This window comes from Microbacterium sp. STN6, from assembly GCF_026410545.1.
Lineage (GTDB): Bacteria > Actinomycetota > Actinomycetes > Actinomycetales > Microbacteriaceae > Root112D2.
The window spans coordinates 428,026-446,580 of record NZ_JAPMIT010000004.1 but is presented as its reverse complement, the minus strand read 5'-3'; the positions used below and the strand labels follow the sequence as shown (position 1 = coordinate 446,580).

General features: G+C 64.9%; 12 protein-coding genes. 7 read left to right on the top strand and 5 right to left on the bottom strand.

Annotated elements, in window-relative coordinates; translation table 11 throughout:
* Positions 1 to 46 precede the first annotated feature (46 nt).
* The 6 genes from OSC27_RS14280 (at position 47) to OSC27_RS14260 (ending at position 7,307) form a co-directional block, all read left to right on the top strand.
* Positions 47 to 1,444: a 3' terminal RNA ribose 2'-O-methyltransferase Hen1 gene (locus OSC27_RS14280; RefSeq protein WP_267182136.1), complete on the top strand. Its 1,398-nt coding sequence runs from the start codon at positions 47 to 49 to the stop codon at positions 1,442 to 1,444.
* Between the two features lie 2 nt (positions 1,445 to 1,446).
* Positions 1,447 to 3,987 (top strand): polynucleotide kinase-phosphatase, encoded by a 2,541-nt coding sequence (locus OSC27_RS14275; RefSeq protein ID WP_267182135.1) that lies wholly within the window; start codon positions 1,447 to 1,449, stop codon positions 3,985 to 3,987.
* 72 nt (positions 3,988 to 4,059) lie between these two features.
* Complete coding sequence (locus OSC27_RS14270; RefSeq protein ID WP_267182134.1) at positions 4,060 to 4,548, top strand: nucleotidyltransferase family protein; 489 nt, start codon at positions 4,060 to 4,062, stop codon at positions 4,546 to 4,548.
* Positions 4,545 to 4,865 (top strand): DUF86 domain-containing protein, encoded by a 321-nt coding sequence (locus tag OSC27_RS14265; RefSeq protein ID WP_267182133.1) that lies wholly within the window; start codon positions 4,545 to 4,547, stop codon positions 4,863 to 4,865. Before OSC27_RS14270 ends, OSC27_RS14265 begins: the two co-directional genes overlap by 4 nt.
* Before the next feature lie 452 nt (positions 4,866 to 5,317).
* A complete protein-coding gene (locus OSC27_RS14545) occupies positions 5,318 to 5,650 on the top strand; it encodes a DUF4234 domain-containing protein (RefSeq protein ID WP_416348862.1) in 333 nt (110 codons plus the stop codon).
* Between the two features lie 94 nt (positions 5,651 to 5,744).
* On the top strand, positions 5,745 to 7,307 hold the full coding sequence (locus OSC27_RS14260; protein ID WP_267182132.1) for a DUF4041 domain-containing protein: 1,563 nt from the start codon (positions 5,745 to 5,747) through the stop codon (positions 7,305 to 7,307).
* Between the two features lie 56 nt (positions 7,308 to 7,363).
* Here the strand turns inward: OSC27_RS14260 and OSC27_RS14255 are convergent, their stop codons facing one another.
* Positions 7,364 to 7,966, bottom strand: coding sequence for a TetR/AcrR family transcriptional regulator (locus tag OSC27_RS14255; RefSeq protein WP_267182131.1), 603 nt, complete (start codon positions 7,964 to 7,966; stop codon positions 7,364 to 7,366).
* Positions 7,967 to 8,075: 109 nt separating this feature from the next.
* Here OSC27_RS14255 and OSC27_RS14250 point away from each other — a divergent pair, with 109 nt between their 5' ends.
* Positions 8,076 to 9,095 (top strand): aldo/keto reductase, encoded by a 1,020-nt coding sequence (locus OSC27_RS14250; protein ID WP_267182130.1) that lies wholly within the window; start codon positions 8,076 to 8,078, stop codon positions 9,093 to 9,095.
* A 469-nt stretch (positions 9,096 to 9,564) separates the two neighbouring features.
* Here OSC27_RS14250 and OSC27_RS14245 read toward each other — a convergent pair whose 3' ends face one another.
* From OSC27_RS14245 to OSC27_RS14230, 4 genes are all read right to left on the bottom strand, one after another.
* Positions 9,565 to 12,933 carry a DUF499 domain-containing protein gene (locus OSC27_RS14245; protein ID WP_267182129.1) on the bottom strand — a complete coding sequence of 1,123 codons (3,369 nt, stop codon included), beginning with the start codon at positions 12,931 to 12,933 and terminating at the stop codon, positions 9,565 to 9,567.
* 82 nt (positions 12,934 to 13,015) lie between these two features.
* Positions 13,016 to 13,942, bottom strand: a complete 927-nt coding sequence (locus tag OSC27_RS14240; RefSeq protein WP_267182128.1) for a hypothetical protein — start codon at positions 13,940 to 13,942, stop codon at positions 13,016 to 13,018.
* Entirely contained in the window at positions 13,935 to 16,766 is a 2,832-nt protein-coding gene (locus OSC27_RS14235) for a DUF1156 domain-containing protein (RefSeq protein WP_267182127.1), read from the bottom strand. The genes OSC27_RS14240 and OSC27_RS14235 overlap by 8 nt, the downstream gene beginning before the upstream one ends.
* A gap of 94 nt (positions 16,767 to 16,860) precedes the next feature.
* Positions 16,861 to 18,474: a DUF6119 family protein gene (locus tag OSC27_RS14230; RefSeq protein WP_267182126.1), complete on the bottom strand. Its 1,614-nt coding sequence runs from the start codon at positions 18,472 to 18,474 to the stop codon at positions 16,861 to 16,863.
* Between the last annotated feature and the right edge of the window lie 81 nt (positions 18,475 to 18,555).

Genomic DNA, 18,555 nt, shown 5'->3' with positions numbered 1-18,555 from the left:
TTCCCGTAGAGTTGCGGCACCCTTCCCCTCTCCTCATCGGAACGTCGTGCTCCTCACCATCACCTACTCGGGCCCCAACGCGAGTGATCTGGGGTACCTGCTCCACAAGCATCCCGGCAAGGTACAGAGCTTCGACGTGAGCGTGGGCGAGGCGCACGTCTTCTACCCCGAGGCAAGCGACGAGCGCTGCACCGCGGCCGTGCTGCTAGAGGTCGACCCGATCGCGCTCGTGCGCAACAAACGATTCGGCGGCAGCGATTCGTTCTCCCTCGGGCACTACGTCAACGACCGCCCCTACGCCGCCTCGTCCATGCTCGCGGTGGCGATGGGCAAGGTCTTCCGCACGGCGATGACCGGGCGCTGCGACGCGCGGCCGGAGCTTGTCGCGACGCCCATCCCCCTCGAGATCGGCCTGGCGTCGGTGCCGAGCAAAGGTGCCGATCGGCTGGCCACGAGACTCTTCACGCCGCTCGGCTGGCAGGTCGAGGAGACGGCCATCCCCCTCGATACGCAATTCCGCGAGTGGGGCGACTCGCGCTACACGAACCTTCGGCTGCACGGCACTCTCACCCTGGCTGAGGCCCTGCGTCAGCTCTACGTTCTGCTTCCTGTACTCGATGACTCGAAGCACTACTGGGTGAGCGACGATGAGGTCGCCAAGCTCCTGCGCGCCGGCGAGGGGTGGCTGGCCGAGCATCCCGATCGCGAGCTGATCACGCGCCGCTACCTGGCGCACCAGCGCACGATGATCGCCGATGCGACCGAGCGACTCGTCGAGGTGGGCGACGTGGAAGCGGCAAGCGCCTCGGCTGGCAGCACGGCTCACGGCACGGCCGCGCCGACCCCGCTCTTCTCCCTGCGTGCCGAGGCGGTGCTGGCCGCGCTGAGGGAGCTCGACGCCCACCGCGTCGCCGACCTCGGCTGCGGCGAGGGCGCGCTGCTGAAGCACCTCATGGCCGACCCCTCTTTCACCCAGATCCTCGGCGCCGACGTCTCGCACCGGGCGCTCGGCCTCGCCGAGGAGCGGCTGCACCTGCGCGACCTCAGCGATCGCCAGCGGGCTCGGGTGAAGCTCATCCGGTCATCCATCACCTACCTCGATGACCGCATGGCGGGCTTCGACGCGGTCGTTCTCATGGAGGTGATCGAGCACGTGGACCTCGACCGACTTTCGGCGGTCGAGGCATCCGTCTTCGCTCATGCGAGGCCGGGCGCGGTCATCGTCACCACGCCCAACTCCGAGTACAACGCCATGTACCCGACGCTCAGCGAGGGCGGCTTTCGGCATTCCGACCATCGCTTCGAGTGGTCGCGGGCCGAGTTCGCGGAGTGGGCGCAGGGCGTCTGCGGCCGCAACGGCTACAGCGTTGAGTTGCGCCCGGTCGGCGAGAACGACCCGGTCGTCGGCACCCCCACCCAGCTCGCACTGTTCAGAAGGGCCTGACGATGCCAGAACTCGCCATACCCGACATGTCGCTGGTGGTGCTCATCGGCTCGAGCGGATCGGGCAAATCCACGTTCGCACGCGAGCATTTCGGGCCGTTCGAGACCCTCTCGAGCGACTTCTTCCGCGGGCTCGTGTCGAACGACGAGAACGACCAGGCATCGACCGCCGACGCGTTCGAGGCGCTGCGATTCGTCGCAGGCAAGCGTCTGGACGCCGGGCTGCTCACCGTCGTCGACGCCACCAACGTGCAGCCGGAGTCGCGCAGGGCCTTCGTTCGGCTCGCTCGAGAGCACGACGTTCTGCCGGTCGCGATCGTGCTCGATGTGCCCGAGCGCATCTGCGTCGAGCGCAACGAGAGCCGCACCGACCGCCGGTTCGGCGCCAACGTGATCACGCGCCAGCAGGCCCAATTGCGACGCTCCCTGAAGTCGCTCGGCAGAGAGGGCTTCCGTCGCGTGCACGTGCTGCACGGCGTCGACGAAATCGCCGAGGCGAGCATCACCGTTGAGCCGCTGCTCAACGACCGCCGTTTCGAGGCGGGCCCGTTCGATGTCATCGGCGACATCCACGGCTGCCGCTCCGAACTCGAGACGCTGCTCGTCAGGCTGGGCTACGCCATTGAAGCGGATGCCGCGGGCCGGCCCATTGACGCGTCAAACCCCGACGGGCGTCGCGCCGTCTTCCTCGGCGACCTCGTGGACCGCGGGCCGGATACCCCCGGCGTGCTTCGCCTCGTCATGGGGATGGTGGGCAACGGCCACGCGCTCGCCGTCCCGGGCAATCACGAGGACAAGCTGGTGAAGGCGCTGCGCGGCAAGAAGGTGCAGACCTCGCACGGGCTTGCCGAGACCCTCACCCAGCTCGCGGGCGAGTCGGAGGAGTTCCGTGCCCAGGTGGAGCGATTCGCCGACGGCCTCGTCTCCCATCTGGTGCTCGACGGCGGCGACCTCGTCGTTGCCCACGCGGGCTTGCCCGAGTCGTACCAGGGCCGCGCCTCCGGCCGAGTCCGTGCGTTCGCGCTCTACGGCGACACGACCGGCGAGACCGACGAGTACGGTCTGCCGGTGCGCTACCCATGGGCCGAGGACTACCGCGGCAGCGCCACCGTTCTCTACGGCCACACGCCAACACTCGAGGCCGAGTGGGTGAACAACACCATGTGTCTCGACACCGGCTGCGTGTTCGGCGGCAAGCTGACGGCGCTGCGATACCCGGAGCGCGAGGTGGTCTCCGTGCCGGCCGAGCGCGTCTGGTACGAGCCGGTCAAGCCGCTGGCCGCACCGGCCACGGCCGATGCACCCGCGCGCGCCGCGGGGCTGCTCTCGATCGACGACGTACTCGGCAAGCACATCGTTGAGACCCGCACGCATGGGCGCATCGGCGTGCGCGAGGATTACGCGGCCGGCGCACTCGAGGTCATCAGTCGCTGGGCCATCGATCCCCGCTGGTTGCTCTACCTGCCGCCGACGATGAGCCCGCCGAGCACATCCGGCCGCGAGGGCCTGCTCGAGCATCCGGCGGAGGCCTTCGCGGCGTACCGAAAAGAGGGCATCTCCGACCTCATCTGCGAAGAGAAGCACATGGGCTCTCGGGCCGTGGTTCTGCTCACCCGAAACGCCGCTCGTTTCGACGCACCCGAGGGTTGGCGCGGCATCGTGCACACGCGCACCGGTCGCCCGTTCTTCGACGCGCAGCGTGCCGACGAATTTCTCGCTCGGCTCGATGCCGCATTCGAGAACGCAGGCCTGTGGCATGAGCTCGACACAGACTGGGTCATGCTGGATGCGGAACTGCTGCCGTGGTCATTGAAAGCCGGCGACATGATCCGCGGGCAGTACGCCTCGGTCGGCGCTGCTGCGACGGCCGCGTTGCCCCGGGCCGTGGCGGCACTGGAGCAGGCGGCGTCACGCGGCATCCCGGTCACGGAGCTTCTCGAGCGAACGCGTTCACGCGAGAGCAACGCCCGCGGCTACGTGCACGCCTACCGCAACTACAGTGCCCCCGCCGATGGGCTCGAGGGCGTGCAGTTGGCGCCGTTCCAGGTGCTCGCGACCGAGGGCAAGACGCACTCGGATGCCAGCCACCGGTGGCACCTCGACGTTGCCGATCGGCTCGCTGCCGTCGAACCGGCGCTGGTTCGCCCCACGCGATCGCTCGTCGTCAACCTCACCGACGACGCGTCGGTCGCCTCAGCGATCGAGTGGTGGCAATCGTTGACGGCGGAGGGCGGCGAGGGCATGGTCGTCAAGCCGCTCGCGAACCTCACCCGCACGGCGAAGGGCGTGGTGCAGCCGGGCATCAAGGTTCGCGGCCGCGAATACCTCAGGATCATCTACGGCGCCGACTACACCGAGCCGGAGAACCTCGGCCGGCTGCGCGACCGCAACCTCGCGCACAAACGGTCGATGGCGCTGCGGGAGTATGCGCTGGGGCTGGAGGCGCTCGATCGACTCGTTGCTGGCGAGCCGCTGTGGCGCATCCACCAGGCGGTCTTCGCGGTTCTCGCGATGGAATCGGAGCCGGTCGACCCGCGCCTCTGACGACACTTTCGCGCAGCGCCCAGAGTAGTGCAGTACGCGACGCGTCCCTTATCCGGTGATAGCATTTGCTATATGACGAGTGCGGCTGATACCTCAGAGCAACTTCGGGCCGATGGCCGAGCTGCGGACGAGCTGCATGAGCGGTCTCGGTTCCTCCTCGTCCAAGCGGTCCGCAAGGGCGCTGCCGCCGGGTTGTCACAACGCGAGATTGCGGATGCCGTTGGACGCAGCCAGCCCGAGGTGTCTCGCCTGTTGCGGTTCCATGGAACATCTGAGCTAGGTCGGCGGGTGGCCCGCAACCGCAAGAGCATTCTCAAGCGCGCCTCCGCGCATGGCGTGCGGAACGTACGCATATTCGGAAGCGTCGCTCGAGGAGTCGACGGCCCCCAATCCGACATAGACTTCCTCGTTGATGTACCTGCTGGAACGAGCCTGTTCTCGCTCGCTCGTCTGGAGAATGAGCTTGCAGAGTTGCTTGGCAGAGATGTCGACGTCGTGCCGGCAGGCACTCTTAGATACAACCTGTCCGAGCGCGTGCTAACCGAAGCAGTACCGCTGTGAAGAGATCAGACGAAGAGCTGGTTCGCGACGCCTTGGAACACATTGCCAAGCTGCGACGACACCTTTCACGGAGCAGCCTCGATGACGAGACAGTTGCGGATGCGGTAAGTCTCCGCCTCGCCGCCGCTATCGAATCCGTCTCGGAAACTAGCGACGAATTCCGCAAACGTACCTTCGGGAGCGACTGGAAGATCATCTGGGCCACCCGCAACCGCATTGCGCACGGCTACGCCTATATCGATCTGGCCATTATTCGTGACACCGTCGAACAGGATCTTCTCGAGTTCGAGCGTCGGCTCACCGACGCGATCAATTAGGTTTGCCAGCCGCAGAGGTGGCTGCGCAGTGAGCTGCGCTGCTGCCTGGGGCAGCGCGTCAGTCGACGTGACCGCATTCCGGGCACGACCACGTCTGTCCGGACTGACACAGCACGGTTCCGCACTCGGGGCACAGCTTCAACGCGTCCATGCTTCAAGCCTCGCACCGCCTCGCCCAAAACGCCAGAATGCACTGGATCGACGCGAGCTGGTCTTCACCGGCCGAACTGGCGCCGCGCGGCATCCGAGAGCCACGCCTCGTAGCGTTCCATTCTCCAGCCGCTCCGGAGCACGAGCTGCTGGTGACTCTCGGGTGACCACGGGAACGACAGCGTCGCGGGCGGCCAGATCGCCCCTGTTCCAGCCATTAAAACGAGAACGGCCCCTATCCGAGGGCTTCCTAAACTTCCCTCATCCTCGATACTGTCCAAGCAACTACCGACGGGATCCATATGAAACGCCGAAGCGCCGCAGCCGTGTTCTTTCTTCCGATCATCACGCTCGGGATCTACTGGTTGGTTTGGCTTGCGAAAACCCGTGGCGAGCTAAAAGGGCAGGGCGCGGCCGTGCCGACGACTTGGCTGTACATTGTGCCGATCGTCTCATTTTGGTGGTTGTGGAAGTTCTCCGCTGGGGTCACTCGCGTCACGGGCGGAAGCACTGGCGCATCATTCGTGCTCCTGCTGCTCTTGGGATCGCTCGGCGGAGCCATCGTTCAATCCGGCATGAACAGGCGTAGCGACACGACTATGAGTAGCACCGGACTCGCCACTGCCTCAGTTTGAACGTCAAAGGTCACGAGGTGCTCAAGCGTGTTTCCTCTCAACTAACGGAGGCCGCCGACGCTAGCATCGGCTGACGAGCGAGGGAGTTGTAGCCATGAGCGCCGGAGCGAACTGGTATGAAAACCCGGACGACCCGACCACTATCCGCTACTGGGATGGCTCCGCGTGGACGGATCAGATTCGGCCTAAAGTCGGGGCATCATCTGCTCCAGCTGGTTGGTACCCGGATGCAGAACGGCCTGGAGGCGAAAGATGGTGGGACGGCGCCAGCTGGACCACCAAACGTACGCTTCCCGAAGCCGCAGCCCCTCACAAAGCTGAAAAGCCAATAGAGCGACTCAGCAAAGCCGACGCCCGTCACCTTGCAACCGAACTCACTGCTAAGGTCGCAGAGCTTCAGTCCATCATCGACAAGCATGGATTGCGCTCATTCGCCGACATCGACGCCTACCGCGCCGAGCAGGAGGCTCAGCTCGCTGATGAACGTGGCCGCGCAGAGGCGGCAACCATGGCAGCACAGTCCGCCGCAAACCTGACGCTAGCGACAACGGAGAGCCGCCTGGCGGAGGTGCAGCGCCAACTCGACCAAGCCCAGCAGCAGCTCGACGAGATCAATCGACAACGAGCGGACGTCACAGACGTCGTCTCCCTGCAGGAAGTCGGCCTATTCGACTACGAGCACCCAGCTCAGTCATCCGCCGCCCTTGCAACGGAATTGGAGAGCATTAGGTCGCGAATCAAGAATCTCGTTCGCGAAAAGCGCGCTGTGACGACCACGAACGGATTCACTTTCAACAATTCCGCAGCTCAAGGCAAGAAGTTCATCAACGACATGACCAAGGTGCTGCTACGCGCATACAACGCAGAAGCGGAGAACGCAGTCAAAGCCACCAAGGCGGGCAACTTGTATTCAGCCCAGACACGCCTGACGAGGGCCGCCGAGCAGATCGCGAACGGGGGCAAGATGATCCAGCTTCGGGTCACGGACGAGTACCACCGCCTCCGCCTTAAAGAACTCGAACTGGCCAACACGCATCTCATGGCGCTACAACGCGAGCGGGAACTGGAGAGAGAGCGTCGCGCAGAGCTACGAGAGCAGCAGAAGGCCGAGGCCGAGCTCCGTCGCGAGAAGGAACGCCTAGAGAAGGAGCGCGCCCACTACGTCTCCACGCTTACTGCTCTCGAGGCTAACGGCGACGCCGAGGGCGCGGACCGCATCCGTTCCCAACTCTCTGACGTCGAGCGCGCGATCAACGATGTCGACTATCGCGCTGCGAACATACGCGCCGGTCACGTCTACGTGATCTCCAATATCGGTGCTTTCGGCGAGAATATAGTCAAAATTGGCATGACACGCCGCCTCGAGCCGATGGAGCGCGTCAACGAGTTGGGAGACGCCTCGGTCCCGTTCCGTTTTGACGTCCACGCGCTCTTCTTTGCTACTGACGCCGTGGGCATTGAGAGCTACCTCCACAAGCGGTTCGCTGAACAGCGCGTCAATAGGGTCAACCTCCGACGCGAGTTCTTTCGCGTTACCCCTGCTCAAGTTCTAGAAGCCTTGAAGGAACAAGCGGTCGAGGTGGTCGAGTTCACCACTGAACCGGCGGCTCCCGAGTACCGCGCAAGCACTGGGATGCCCGCACTACACTCCGCGTGATCACTCCTTGGGCAGGCTCTCGCGCCTAATGATCAGTAATCCGTGCGGTCGGGGAACTATAACGAGCGGGATTCTGGGCGGGCGACGGTAACCCCGTCGAGCAGCACGTCGATCATCCTGCCGGCACGGCCGTCGGCGTCGCCCGGGTGGTCATCGGCGAGCCTGGCGAGCGCTTGGATGAGGTCCTCCGCCCGAACATCCGGCCGGATGGTGCCGTCCGCCGCTCCCGCATCGAGGATGCGCTGCAGCCTCGGGGCGAGCGCGCCGAGGAACTGTCCAGGCAGGGGCGCATAGGCCGGATCGCCTGAGTGCAGCGCGCTCGCGAAGCCGCGCTTGGTCGCGACGAAGCGACCGAGGCTTGCTGCCCACAGCCGCAGCGCTTTGGCCGGGGGATGAGCGGCGGCGAGCCGTTCGGCCTCGCTAGCTGTGGCGTCGAGTTCGCGGCGGAACACCGCGATGATGAGGTCGGAGCGCCGGGGGTAGTTGCGGTAGATCGTGCCGACGCCGACGCCTGCGCGGGCACCGATCTCGCGCATCGGCGCGTCGACACCAAGCTCGGCGAACGCCGACTTGGCCGCCTCGAGCACGGCCTCCGTGTTGCGCATCGCGTCGGCACGCTTGCGCCGCTGTGGTGCGGGGCCTTCGACGGGCACGGTCATGGAGATCCTTGGGGTGATAAACGGAACGATGTTCCGTATAGTTATGGACGAGTGTTCCGCTTAGTCGATCCTACCGCGGTCGACACCCGGGCACCGACTGGAGGAGACCATGAAGTACCGTCCACTCGGCCGCACAGGCATCCACGTCTCGCCCTTCGCGCTCGGCACGATGATGTTCAGCTCGTTCGCCGACAACGACCAGGACGACGTGAACCGGATGATGGGCCGCGCCCTCGACGCCGGGATCAACTTCGTCGACACCGCCGACGCCTACGGCGACTCGGAGGAGATGGTCGGCCGAGCGCTCAAGGGGCGCCGCGACGACGTCGTGCTCGCTTCGAAGTTCGCACGCCCGATCGGCGAGGACGTCAACCACCGCGGCGGATCGCGCCGGTGGATCATGACCGCTGTCGAGAACTCGCTGCGCCGGCTGCAGACCGACCACCTGGACCTGTACCAGATGCACCGTCCCGACCCAGAGACCGACATCGAGGAGACACTCTCCGCACTCACCGACCTGGTCCGTAGCGGCAAGGTCCGCGCAATCGGGTCATCAGACATGCCCGCCTCGGAGATCGTGGAGGCACAGTGGTCCGCGGAGCGCCGCGGGCTTGAGCGCTTCCGGGTCGAGCAGCCGCACTACTCACTCCTCGACCGCACGGTCGAACGCGAGGTGCTTCCCGTCGCGCATCGGTACGGCATGGGAACCGTGATCTGGAGCCCTCTCGCCAGCGGCATGCTGACCGGCCGGATTCGTCGCGGGCAGCAGACCGACCTCCGCCGCGTCGGAATGTTCGCCGCCCTCCGGGACGAGCGCCGCATCGACATGGTCGAGCGCTTCATCCCCTTGGCCGAGGAGGCCGGTATCCCGCTCACCCACATGGCTCTCGCGTTCGTCATCGCCCACCCCGGCGTGACTGCGGCCCTGATCGGCCCGCGCACAATGGAGCAGCTCGACGACCTTCTCGCCGCGGCCGACGTGGAACTCTCCGACGACCTCCTCAACCGGATTGACGAGATCGTCCCGCCCGGCACCGGCGTCGGCCGCATGGACCAGGAGTACAACACGCCCCCGATCACCACTGCGACACTGCGCCGCCGGCCGGTACAGGAGCGTGGGGCATCGTGAGCGAGCGGGGCGGCTCTCCCCAATGCATTTCGACGCTCAGCCACGCAGAAATTAGTGACCGCGCAGACACCTACCAACCGATACCAGCGGTTTCAGTGCACCCGGAAGGTGCCCCTGGAGGGACTCGAAAACTGCGACCACCCTTTAAGCGCCGCCGCAGTGATGCCAAAATCCGCGGAATTCCGCGCTTTACGACCCCATGGAGATGACTGCGATCACATAGGAACTCACCCGATTGTGGGCAAATTGTGGGCAAATTGTGGGCAAAAACGGAATTCATCGAGCTCCGCTTAATGTGATGTCTCGGGACGTCGAGCTCCGCTTAAGCGTATCGGTCTACTGGTTCTCCTTGGCCTCCTAAACGTCGGCCCCAACTCATGTGCGACCCCACCGACTCGGATCGCCAACGCCTCTTCGCCGGGGGCGCTAGCTCCCGGCCCCCGACGAGCAGGCTGTCTGACGTCGATCGTTACTCCGCCTCGAACTCGTTGGTCGTGAACTTCAGCGTGGTGGCGTTCTCCCTGATGGTGCGGAGCTGCTGCTCGGTGAAACCGTCGGAGTGCACGGCATCGATGGAGAGCGAGATAGTGAGCTTCGCGCCGGATGCGGCGAGATTGGCGAGTACCTCGGTGGCGATCTTGGCGAAGTCCGCGGAGTAGCGTTCAGCGTTGATTGGTGCGCTGCCGACGTACCGGGTCGACGAAGGCTTCTTCGCCGGGGTGGGTGTAGCCGTCGCGTTGCCACCCGGTGAGGCCGCTCTTGCCTCGGCCGTCGCGGGAGCGTCCCCCCCAGCTTCGGATGCAATGCTGGTCGTCGTCGCCGCGACATCCTCGGCGCGCTGCGCTTCGGCGGGGGCGGGCTTGACGATCAGGGTGGCGTCGGTGATGGGGGCGCGTCCTGTGTCGCCGGGTAGCCAGAGGCCGCTGTAGCGGTCGGTCGCGTTGTCGTAGCGGTCGGCGAGGGCGAAGCTCTCGCTCTGCCATAGCAGCGGCTGGTTGTCGATGGCGTCGATGAGCACTTCGCGGGAGCGCAAGCGCGGCATGTAGGGGTACTGCGCGTATAGGCTCCACAGGTCGCCGACTGTTATGTGGCCCGCCGACCAGGCTGCGGGCACCTTCGTGTCGAGCGCGAGCCGGATCGAGCGTGCGGCGTGCTGGGTCGAGTACGCGCCCGCGCTGCCGAGCTTCTTGCCGACGCGCTCGGCGAGCGAGCCCGCCTGCCCCTCGGCCTTGACCTCTTCCAGCTCGAAAGGCGAGCCGGGGTCGGGTGCGACGGGGTTGAGCACCCACTGGTAGGTCAACGCGAGACGGTCATCGACGGTGCGGCCGAACTGGTCGCGCTTGTCCGTGGCCTGGGCGAGCTGTTGCGGCGTGAGGTTCAGCTCGTTCGCCTTCTCCGCGATCTCCTTCCACGCCAGGTACGAGCGAACGGATTGGTCGAGTTCGGCCAGGCGCTCCTCGTCGGGCGCGAGGAACACAACCATGTTGCGGTTCACCCGATTCGCCGTGCCGCGCCGCTCGGTCGCCTGCTGGGCGAAGTCGTGCGCGGGCGAGTCGCCCTTTTTGCGGCGGTGAGGGAACCTCGGGTGCAGAATGACGAGCCGGGCCTGATCGGTGTCGGGGATGTCGCCGGAGTCGGTCGGGCCGACGTGGACGCCTGCGAAGTCCGACCGTGCGCGTTCCTCGCCGCGCAGCCGCTTCACGATCTCGGCCCACACATCCTCGGGGTGCAGCGCCTCGGCGGCGTCCTTCGCACGGCGGGTGATGTTTGCGTGGGTGTCGTACCAGTGCTTGCCCGCGGACGAGTAGTAGTAGGTCGTCCGGTCGCCGAGCTGGGTGAGCGCGGAGTGGAAGTTTCCGACGACGTCGCCGGGGACGGCTGTGCCGATGAACACCCGCTGTGTATCGATGCCCTTGTGGGCGGTGCCGATGGTCGGTGCCGCGCCGAAGAAGACAGTGCGGGCTAGACGCTTGGTCACCGACCGCTGGCCGAGCACCGGTTTGTCGCTGTCGATGCGGGCGGGTTCGGAGTTGGCGCCGTCCACGTCGGCGTCGATGACGGCCTTCCATGAGTCCTGGAGGTACTGCGTCAGCTCGGCGTTCACCGAGGCGACCGACAGCGGGATCGAGCCGGGAAGGATCAGCGGTCCCTGGTCTTCGCCGACCCACAGCGCGTGGATGACGGCGTTCATCAGCCGTAGCACGCCTCGGGTGCGCTGGAACCGCTCCAGCGACGACCAGTCCTCGTAGAGCCGGTCGAACAGCTCCGGATGCAGAGGGTAGGTCTGCTGGATGCGCCGCGCGTACTGCGGGTCGCGGGCCTCTTTCGGGAACTCCCCCCCGTTGACCTGGTAGAAGTCGCTGAACGCCTTCGCGGTCGCGGCGATCTGAGCGAGCGCCTGCGCGTCCTCCGACTCGAACAGGCGCTGCTTCACGATCCGGTACGCTTCGTCGCTCGAGGCCGGCCGCCACTGGTCCGCCACCCGACGCACGACGTTCTGAAGACGCTTGAGCGCCTCCATGCCGTTCGATCCGCCGACTTCCTCGGCCGCGCCCGCGACTTCGCCGCTGTCGTCGCCGTCGTGCGACGCAGGGATCGAGATTGCCAGCAGCACGCCGGGGGTCGACTTCGCGGCCTCTGTCAGCGACTGGGCGAAGGTGAATTGGGTGTCGAAGGTGCCGCCCGCGAGATCCTCGCGGCCGTAGAGCTGCCGGGCGTAGGCGACCCACTCGTCGATCAGGATAACGGCGGGCGCGTACTTTGCCAGCAGTACGTGCAGGTCTCCCCCGGGGTTCGTACGCTTTTCGTCGTGTTCGCGCACGATCTCATACGCCTCACGCCCGCCGAGCTGCCAAGCCAGCTCACCCCACAGCGTGTTCACGCGGGTGCCGTCGTCCTTCGTCTCACCCTGCGGTGCGAAGTGGTTGCCGACGAGCGCGACCCGGCTAGCGGTGATGCCCTCCGCAGGGTAGCCATTGGCCGTCAGCAGCTCTTGAGCCTCCTGCGGGAACTTAGCGAGCGGCAGACCGCCGGCCAGGTGCCATAGCGCAAGCATCGAGTGGGACTTGCCGCCGCCGAAGTTGGTCTGAAGGTTCACCACGGGCGAGGCGTTCGTGTCCCCGGCCAGTCGCTTGACCGCGCGGCCGACCAGGTCGCGCAGACCTTCCGTGAGGTACGTGCGAGCGAAGAACCGTGCCGGGTTGGAATACTCCCCGCTGGTCGCCGCCGGGTCGCGAGCGACCTTGTAGAGGTCAGCGGCGAACTCGCTCGACTGGAAGTTGCCTGTGGCTACCTCGTCGCGCGGCTTCAGCACCTGCCGCCAGGGGGCTAGCCCCGACGCACCGGGCACCACCGTCGACGACTTCAGCGCCCGCGTGTCTTGCTTGTCAGTCGCGATGCGTCGCAGGTCGAGCCGGATCGCGTCCACCTTGTCAGCCGCATACGCCTGCCCCACCGCGGCCAGCAGCAGCCGGGCGTAGTCGAGCGCCCGCAGCGCCGCGTCATCATCGAACGAGGCGTTGTGCGCCCACTGATTTCGCGTCTCGCGCAGCAAGCTCGCATATGCCTCGTGCTCGCGCGTGACCGCGCCCTTGAACGGGTACCAGCCTTTCTTCACACGACCGGTGAGGCCCTCGGTGAGCATCCGAAGCTGCAAAGCAGGATCTTCCCGGCTGTATGCCTTGCCAGAAATGCCCTTTTCTTCGTCGGCGAGCTTGACCACCAGCGCCCAGTCGGACTCCCCGATCTGCGGCTCCAGCACCTCCGCGATGAATGGGTCGAGCGCCTCCGCCAGAATCTCGAACATCCGTCCAATGCGGTCACGATTTGATGTCGCCACTTGAAAGCCTCCTGGTTTCCTAGGCTACCGAGGCCAGAAGACTTCTGGCGGACGCAGGGCTCGCCGTCGGCGTGGCGCGAGGCTAGGAGTTCGGCCCCGCGACATGTGCGCGAGCACTTTCGGCGCCCTCGTCGGTATCCGGGTGATAAACCCAGCCTGTTTCGACCGACCAATGGAATACGTCGAGGCCGTTCGCAAGCCAGAGGTCAGTGACGCCATCGATTGGCGTGAACGTACCCCAGGTGAAGAGGCTCGGCGACAGCGCCAGCAGGTCACCGTTCTCACCGCTCCCGGCGATCGGGAGATAGAGATGGCTCCTGGGAGCGGCGAGCGTTGCGCTCTCGGCGCGCAGCTTTTCGACATGTCGGGCGATGTTCCCGTCAGTGGCCAGGTACTCGGAGAGCCGGTCCAGGTAGGGCGTCTCGGGGCGCTCGGCGATCTCTGCGTTGGCGCTGCTGAAGTACACGCCAGCGGGCCTCTCATCGCTTAGCGGCCAGGCGCTCAGCCCCGACCCCAGCTCGACTGTTCCCACCTCCGGGTCGGCGCTCCCAAGCAGCCCTGCCCAGACGGATGCCCGCTGTTGGAGATCGCGCTGGCTCGACGGCAGCTCGATGAAACGCTCGAACTGGAGCCCCCAGGGGTGGGTTCCGCTGTACGCCGCGTGGATGGCCGGAACGATGCGATCGCTCATCGTGACGAGCCGCCGCATGAACTCCGGATCGGTCGTCTGCATGACCTCGGCGGCCTCCAGGTAGTCGCCCTCTCCCCAGAGCACGAAGTCGACCAGACGCTGACCTGCCTCGGCACCGTCGCGCGGCTCCGGCCAAAGCCTCGTGTGCGCGGCGAGCGCCCATGCCGCCTCAAGTTCGCCGGAACGCAGCCCGGTCAGCGACTTGAGATGCGCATCGAGGCTCCGGATACGCGGGCCGTTCCCGAACGCTCGCAGACCTTCCGGGAAGGACCGACCGACGGCGCACCAGCCCTTGAGCAGATTGCGGGGCTCAGTCATCAAGCGCTTGGAAGTCGAGCGTCGCCGCGGTGCTGACTGGCACAGCCAACCGCCTAGAGTCGAGTAGCTCCGACCACGATGTGGCAATGCCGTTGAACGAGATGGCGTCTTTCGTCCAGCCGTTCTTCTCGGCGACCTGGAACAGCAGGTACGCCAGTTCCTTCACGAGGTCGAGGTCAACCGCGCCGTCGGATCGTCGGCTTGCGTTATGTAGGAATGCCCCCGCAGCTGGGATGCCAGTCGTCTCCTGGATACGGATCGTGTGCTGAAGTGCTTCCCAAGCGGACGTGTGCTGGTCGGAGGCTACGTCGTAGTCGTCCGGCAGATCGGTCGGGCGGTAGAGCTCCACCTTGCCGGCACGTGCGCTCAGGATGCCCTCGCGCTCCATCGCCGAGACAGCCGTGGCGCGCGCGCGAGCTAGGTTTTCGGCGTCACCGAACGCCCCTGCGTCGTAACCGTTGCTTCGATACCAGGCTATGGCGAAACGGGTGGTCGGGTCGAAGTCGCCTTCCTGCTCGGTCAGCAACTCGTCGAGCACCTCATTTATGCGCGCGAGAGCCGAACGCACCGACATTTCCGATCCGTCCGACTCAATGACTTTCGCGTATCGCGAGAAGACGGCCATGCCAGGCCCGATGGCCGACTGCGGGAGATCAACTGGTGCGATCCCGCCTTGCTGGAGCTCGCGGAGTGCCGGCCCAAGTTCGCCCTTCATCGCCGCGATGAAGCCACGCCGGTCGGTAATCGTTGCGTCGTCGGGGCGGGGGCGGAGCGCAAGCACAACCGAGGATGCAAGAGCGTTGGTGCCGATGCTCGTCATCCGACCAGCACGTTCGGACCGAACGGGCCATGTGGCCGTCACCGTCCACCCGGCGCGCACCATCGAGCCCAAGATGGTCTCCCATCCGGTAGATGCCTGACCCAGGACATCGGACTCCGCCTGCTTGAATGCGTAATACACAGCGATGGGGAATTCATCCCCTGCCGAGTCACGGGCGTGCCGAAAAACGGATTCAAAGCCAACTTCAAAGAACTTCTTCGCCCCGTCCGCACCGCCTTGCCGATATGGGTTGGCCACCAGTTCTTCAGCCTTGGGCACAAGCATGGTTCCGAGCAGTACTGGATGAATATCGCGTAGAGATCGTCGCAACCAGACGTAGAAGAAGTCTGATAGATCCGAGTAGCTGATGTTGTCGTAGTACGGCGGATCAGTTGTCACCAGGCCTGCGAGTGGTCGCGACGCGGCATCTGCTTGTGTGACAACTGAGGTTGCGCTTGCAGGAAGAACGTCGATGACTCGAGTCACCGCACGAACCATGATCGACAACCCGCCTGACGAACTACCGAGTGGATTCCCCTCTGCGAAGTCCCAAGCCATAGGCAAGGCCTGACGGGTGAAGACGTGAGCGACGATCTCCATCTGAGGCTGATTCGCCCATGTCGACAAGCTGGATTGGTAGTCGGTCATTCTGGACACGGCAAACCCGAGATAGGTAGCGACCGCGTCGGCGTAGGCTTCCGCACCGCCACCCCCCTGCTCAAGGCGGACGCCGTCAGGCAGACCTGCTGCGCGGGCGTCAGCGAGTACTCGCTGACGCGCCTCTACGACGAGGTCGCTAAATGTCGTGAGAGCCGTCAATTGCCGATTCGTGAACAGCGAGTCGAAAGAGTCAAGTCCGTATGACGGTGTCCACAAGTTGCGGGGATCATTGCCGAGCTTCTGATCCGGCACATCGTGCGGCCTTGCGACGTCCGCTGCCATTCTTTGTTCCTCGGAAGGAGCGACGTAAATCCGCTGACGATTCCCCTCAGCTACGGTCGCTATGAGGGCGGTTCCAAGACGACCCGCTAGTCCCTCGCCCTTGATGAAGTCGGTCGAGACGGCGGTTGCACAAGAAACACACACCGCACCCTTCCGGCCCGACATGGTGCCGTCAGCGTCCCCTGTCGGGCCGGCGTTTGCATCGTGTCCGATCCCGAACTCTACCCGTCCCTCAATTACCCGCGGCACGACGTAGGCTTCCTTGCCCTTCTTCTTGCCGAGCCACCACGTGCGCACGAGCGGCATCTCGATGCCGCACGCGGGGTTCGGGCAGGTGACGGTCCGCGCCCAGATCCAGGCGATCACGTTGGCCTCCCCGCCGCCCGGCAGCTTCGCCTTCGGGTAGAGGTGACCGATGCGCTTCTGCGCCTCATCGCGCATCCAGTGGCCATACCTACGCACGTCTTCCGCAAGGCCAGTCGCCTTCGGCCAGTCCGTACGCGTGTCAGCTGCGCCAGTGAACACCGGCTCGCGTCCCGCGAACTTCGGGGGAATCTCAATGAGCGCCTTGTTGATGAGGACCGCTACCGGGTTAAGGTCGCTCGCGTGGGATTCCAAGCCGAGGCGCTGGGCCTCCAGTGGGATGGTGCCACCTCCGGCGAACGGGTCGAGGATCGCAGGCGGGTTGCCATTCGTGGACTTCAGAATCTCGGCGCGCACGGCGTCGAACAGCGCCTCATCACCCAAATTATCCCAATCGACCATGCGCGTGATGAGGTCGAACAGTCGTTCGCGTTCCTCCTTGATGCGGTGGCCGGCCCAGCCTTCGGGGTCCTCGTAGCCCCGCTCGCGAGCCTCGGCGAGAAACTCGTCTTCTCGTACCGAAGGGTCGTCCACGAGCTGCGCGAACAGCACCGCTCGCGCCGTCGCCAGGGGTCGACGCGCCCACCACAGGTGGAGCGTGCTCGGGTGGCCATGACGGATCGACTTCTCGCGCGCCGACTGCTTGTTGATTTCGTCGAGCGGGATCGAGACCTCGATCAGCTTGCGCTTGACTGCCACTGGACTCCTCTCAGACGCGCTCTCACGCTTGTCATACTGCGACTTTCAACCCTACCGGCGGCGTAGGACAGCGCAGCGCGGTCCGGGGTGACGGCTACATCGACGGCACTGTTTCGACGGGCACCCGCGAGACAACGACAGTTGGGCCGAGGCTCTGTATCTGTTTGGCTGTCTGCATAAGGTTGAGCTTGCTGAAGAACGGCAGCCAACCAGCGCCAGTTCCCTTGGAGTTCGTCAAGACCGCGAAATGCACCGTATAGCGTGCCCTGTCAGGCCGGCCGTCGGAGCCCGGAACGAGCTCGAGCCATCGGGCCGAATCTTCACCCGCAATCTCGCCGAGTTGCAAGCGCACGGAATCTCGGAACGCACCGTCTCCAATGAGAGTGTTAGCTGAGATGTTGCCCTGGGCAAAGAGATGGCTACGCGTGGCCGACCGCGACTTGCGCTTGACATGGATGAGCTCAGCACCCACCGACAGAAGGTCGCAGAACTCGATGGAGCTTGTGGCGTCCGCAGCGCGAGCAAGCTGCTTATCGAGTAGGAGCAGGTCGGCCGACTGTCTTGCGACTCGTTCGTTGTAGGCGCCTTCGCTTTCACTCCTGTATGCGGGCGGCAGCGTGGTCTCGGCTTCGGGCAGGGATTCGAGGTAATTGTCAACCGCCGAAACCAGCGTCGCTGCGACTTCGAACCATCGGCCTTCGATCAGCGCGAAGAGCTTGCCATCGAAGTCTTGCTCCGAGACCAGTGCGTTATAGAGGCTCCAGCGGGTGTCGAAATTACCCGACTTGATCCACCCCACCTGTACTCGGCGAGACTTGAGGTGCTCCAGGCTGAGGTCGCCTCGTTCGTCGCCGAGTACCTCAAGATACTCGTCGAGGTCGAGGTCTTCGAACTGGCGTCGGCCAGCTCCGCCGATCTTGAATCCGGAAATCTCGTCCCAGCCGAAATTCTCCGGCATCGCGAGATGAGTCCTCGTTGTGTCGCCCGCCTGAAGCTGAACGACGAGCAGCGCATCGAGCGCCGCGATGTTGCTTGGATCTTTCACCTCGGCGAGGTGGTCGATCCACTCGAAGCGCGCCTTGTACGCGTCATCCTCGTAGGCAACGAGCAGTTCGGCGAGCAGAATCGGCAGCTCCTTCACCGCGAGCTTCGTGGTGAGAACGAGCGCATCCGATCCCGTGATGGTCCGCCCCAAAGACTCATCGGAGGGCTTGCCAGTGACAGCGCGGAGAAGGTCCCGAACGGCATCAACGCCGAAGTTTGAGAGTTCGGCGTTCTTGCTCGTCTGCGTAGTCTTCGAGACCACCATGTCCTCGAAGGTCTTAGTGTCGAGACTGCGGATCTGCTGGGTATCGATGCGGTTGAGCGCGACTTTGAGCCCGAATCGGCGCTCGATCTTCGACGGGTCAAGGAAACTGCGTCCGAACCCGAAGCTAAGCGCGAAGTAGCGGTCGGCAGCATTCAGGATTAGGAGACCTGATGCCGAGGCCGTCCTCACGTCGAGATTCGATTCCAGAACGGGTGAGACGTACTTCGCCCACTCCGGAAACCGAGGCTGGTTGTATTTCGAATAGAAGATCCCACTGAATCCCGCCGACGCCGAGACATCCTGCTCGGTGAAGGGCTGCTCGCCGCCAGTGTCGAGGGCATCGCCCGGCTCCATTACGTCCGTTGTCAGCAGAAAGATCGTTAGTCTCTGGCTCCCCATTGCGCCGCCCCTTGCTGTCTTTGCACATACTCCCGATGGTCGTCGACTCGCCCAGTCCAGCGCGCCGCAGCACCGTTGTGC

Excerpts from the sequence above, each read along its gene's own strand:
- OSC27_RS14275 (WP_267182135.1), top strand. The coding sequence starts at position 1,447 with ATGCCAGAACTCGCCATACCCGACATGTCGCTGGTGGTGCTCATCGGC.
- OSC27_RS14270 (WP_267182134.1), top strand. The coding sequence starts at position 4,060 with ATGACGAGTGCGGCTGATACCTCAGAGCAACTTCGGGCCGATGGCCGA.
- OSC27_RS14545 (WP_416348862.1), top strand. The coding sequence starts at position 5,318 with ATGAAACGCCGAAGCGCCGCAGCCGTGTTCTTTCTTCCGATCATCACG.
- OSC27_RS14260 (WP_267182132.1), top strand. The coding sequence starts at position 5,745 with ATGAGCGCCGGAGCGAACTGGTATGAAAACCCGGACGACCCGACCACT.
- OSC27_RS14255 (WP_267182131.1), bottom strand. The coding sequence starts at position 7,966 with ATGACCGTGCCCGTCGAAGGCCCCGCACCACAGCGGCGCAAGCGTGCC.
- OSC27_RS14250 (WP_267182130.1), top strand. The coding sequence starts at position 8,076 with ATGAAGTACCGTCCACTCGGCCGCACAGGCATCCACGTCTCGCCCTTC.
- OSC27_RS14240 (WP_267182128.1), bottom strand. The coding sequence starts at position 13,942 with ATGACTGAGCCCCGCAATCTGCTCAAGGGCTGGTGCGCCGTCGGTCGG.
- OSC27_RS14230 (WP_267182126.1), bottom strand. The coding sequence starts at position 18,474 with ATGGGGAGCCAGAGACTAACGATCTTTCTGCTGACAACGGACGTAATG.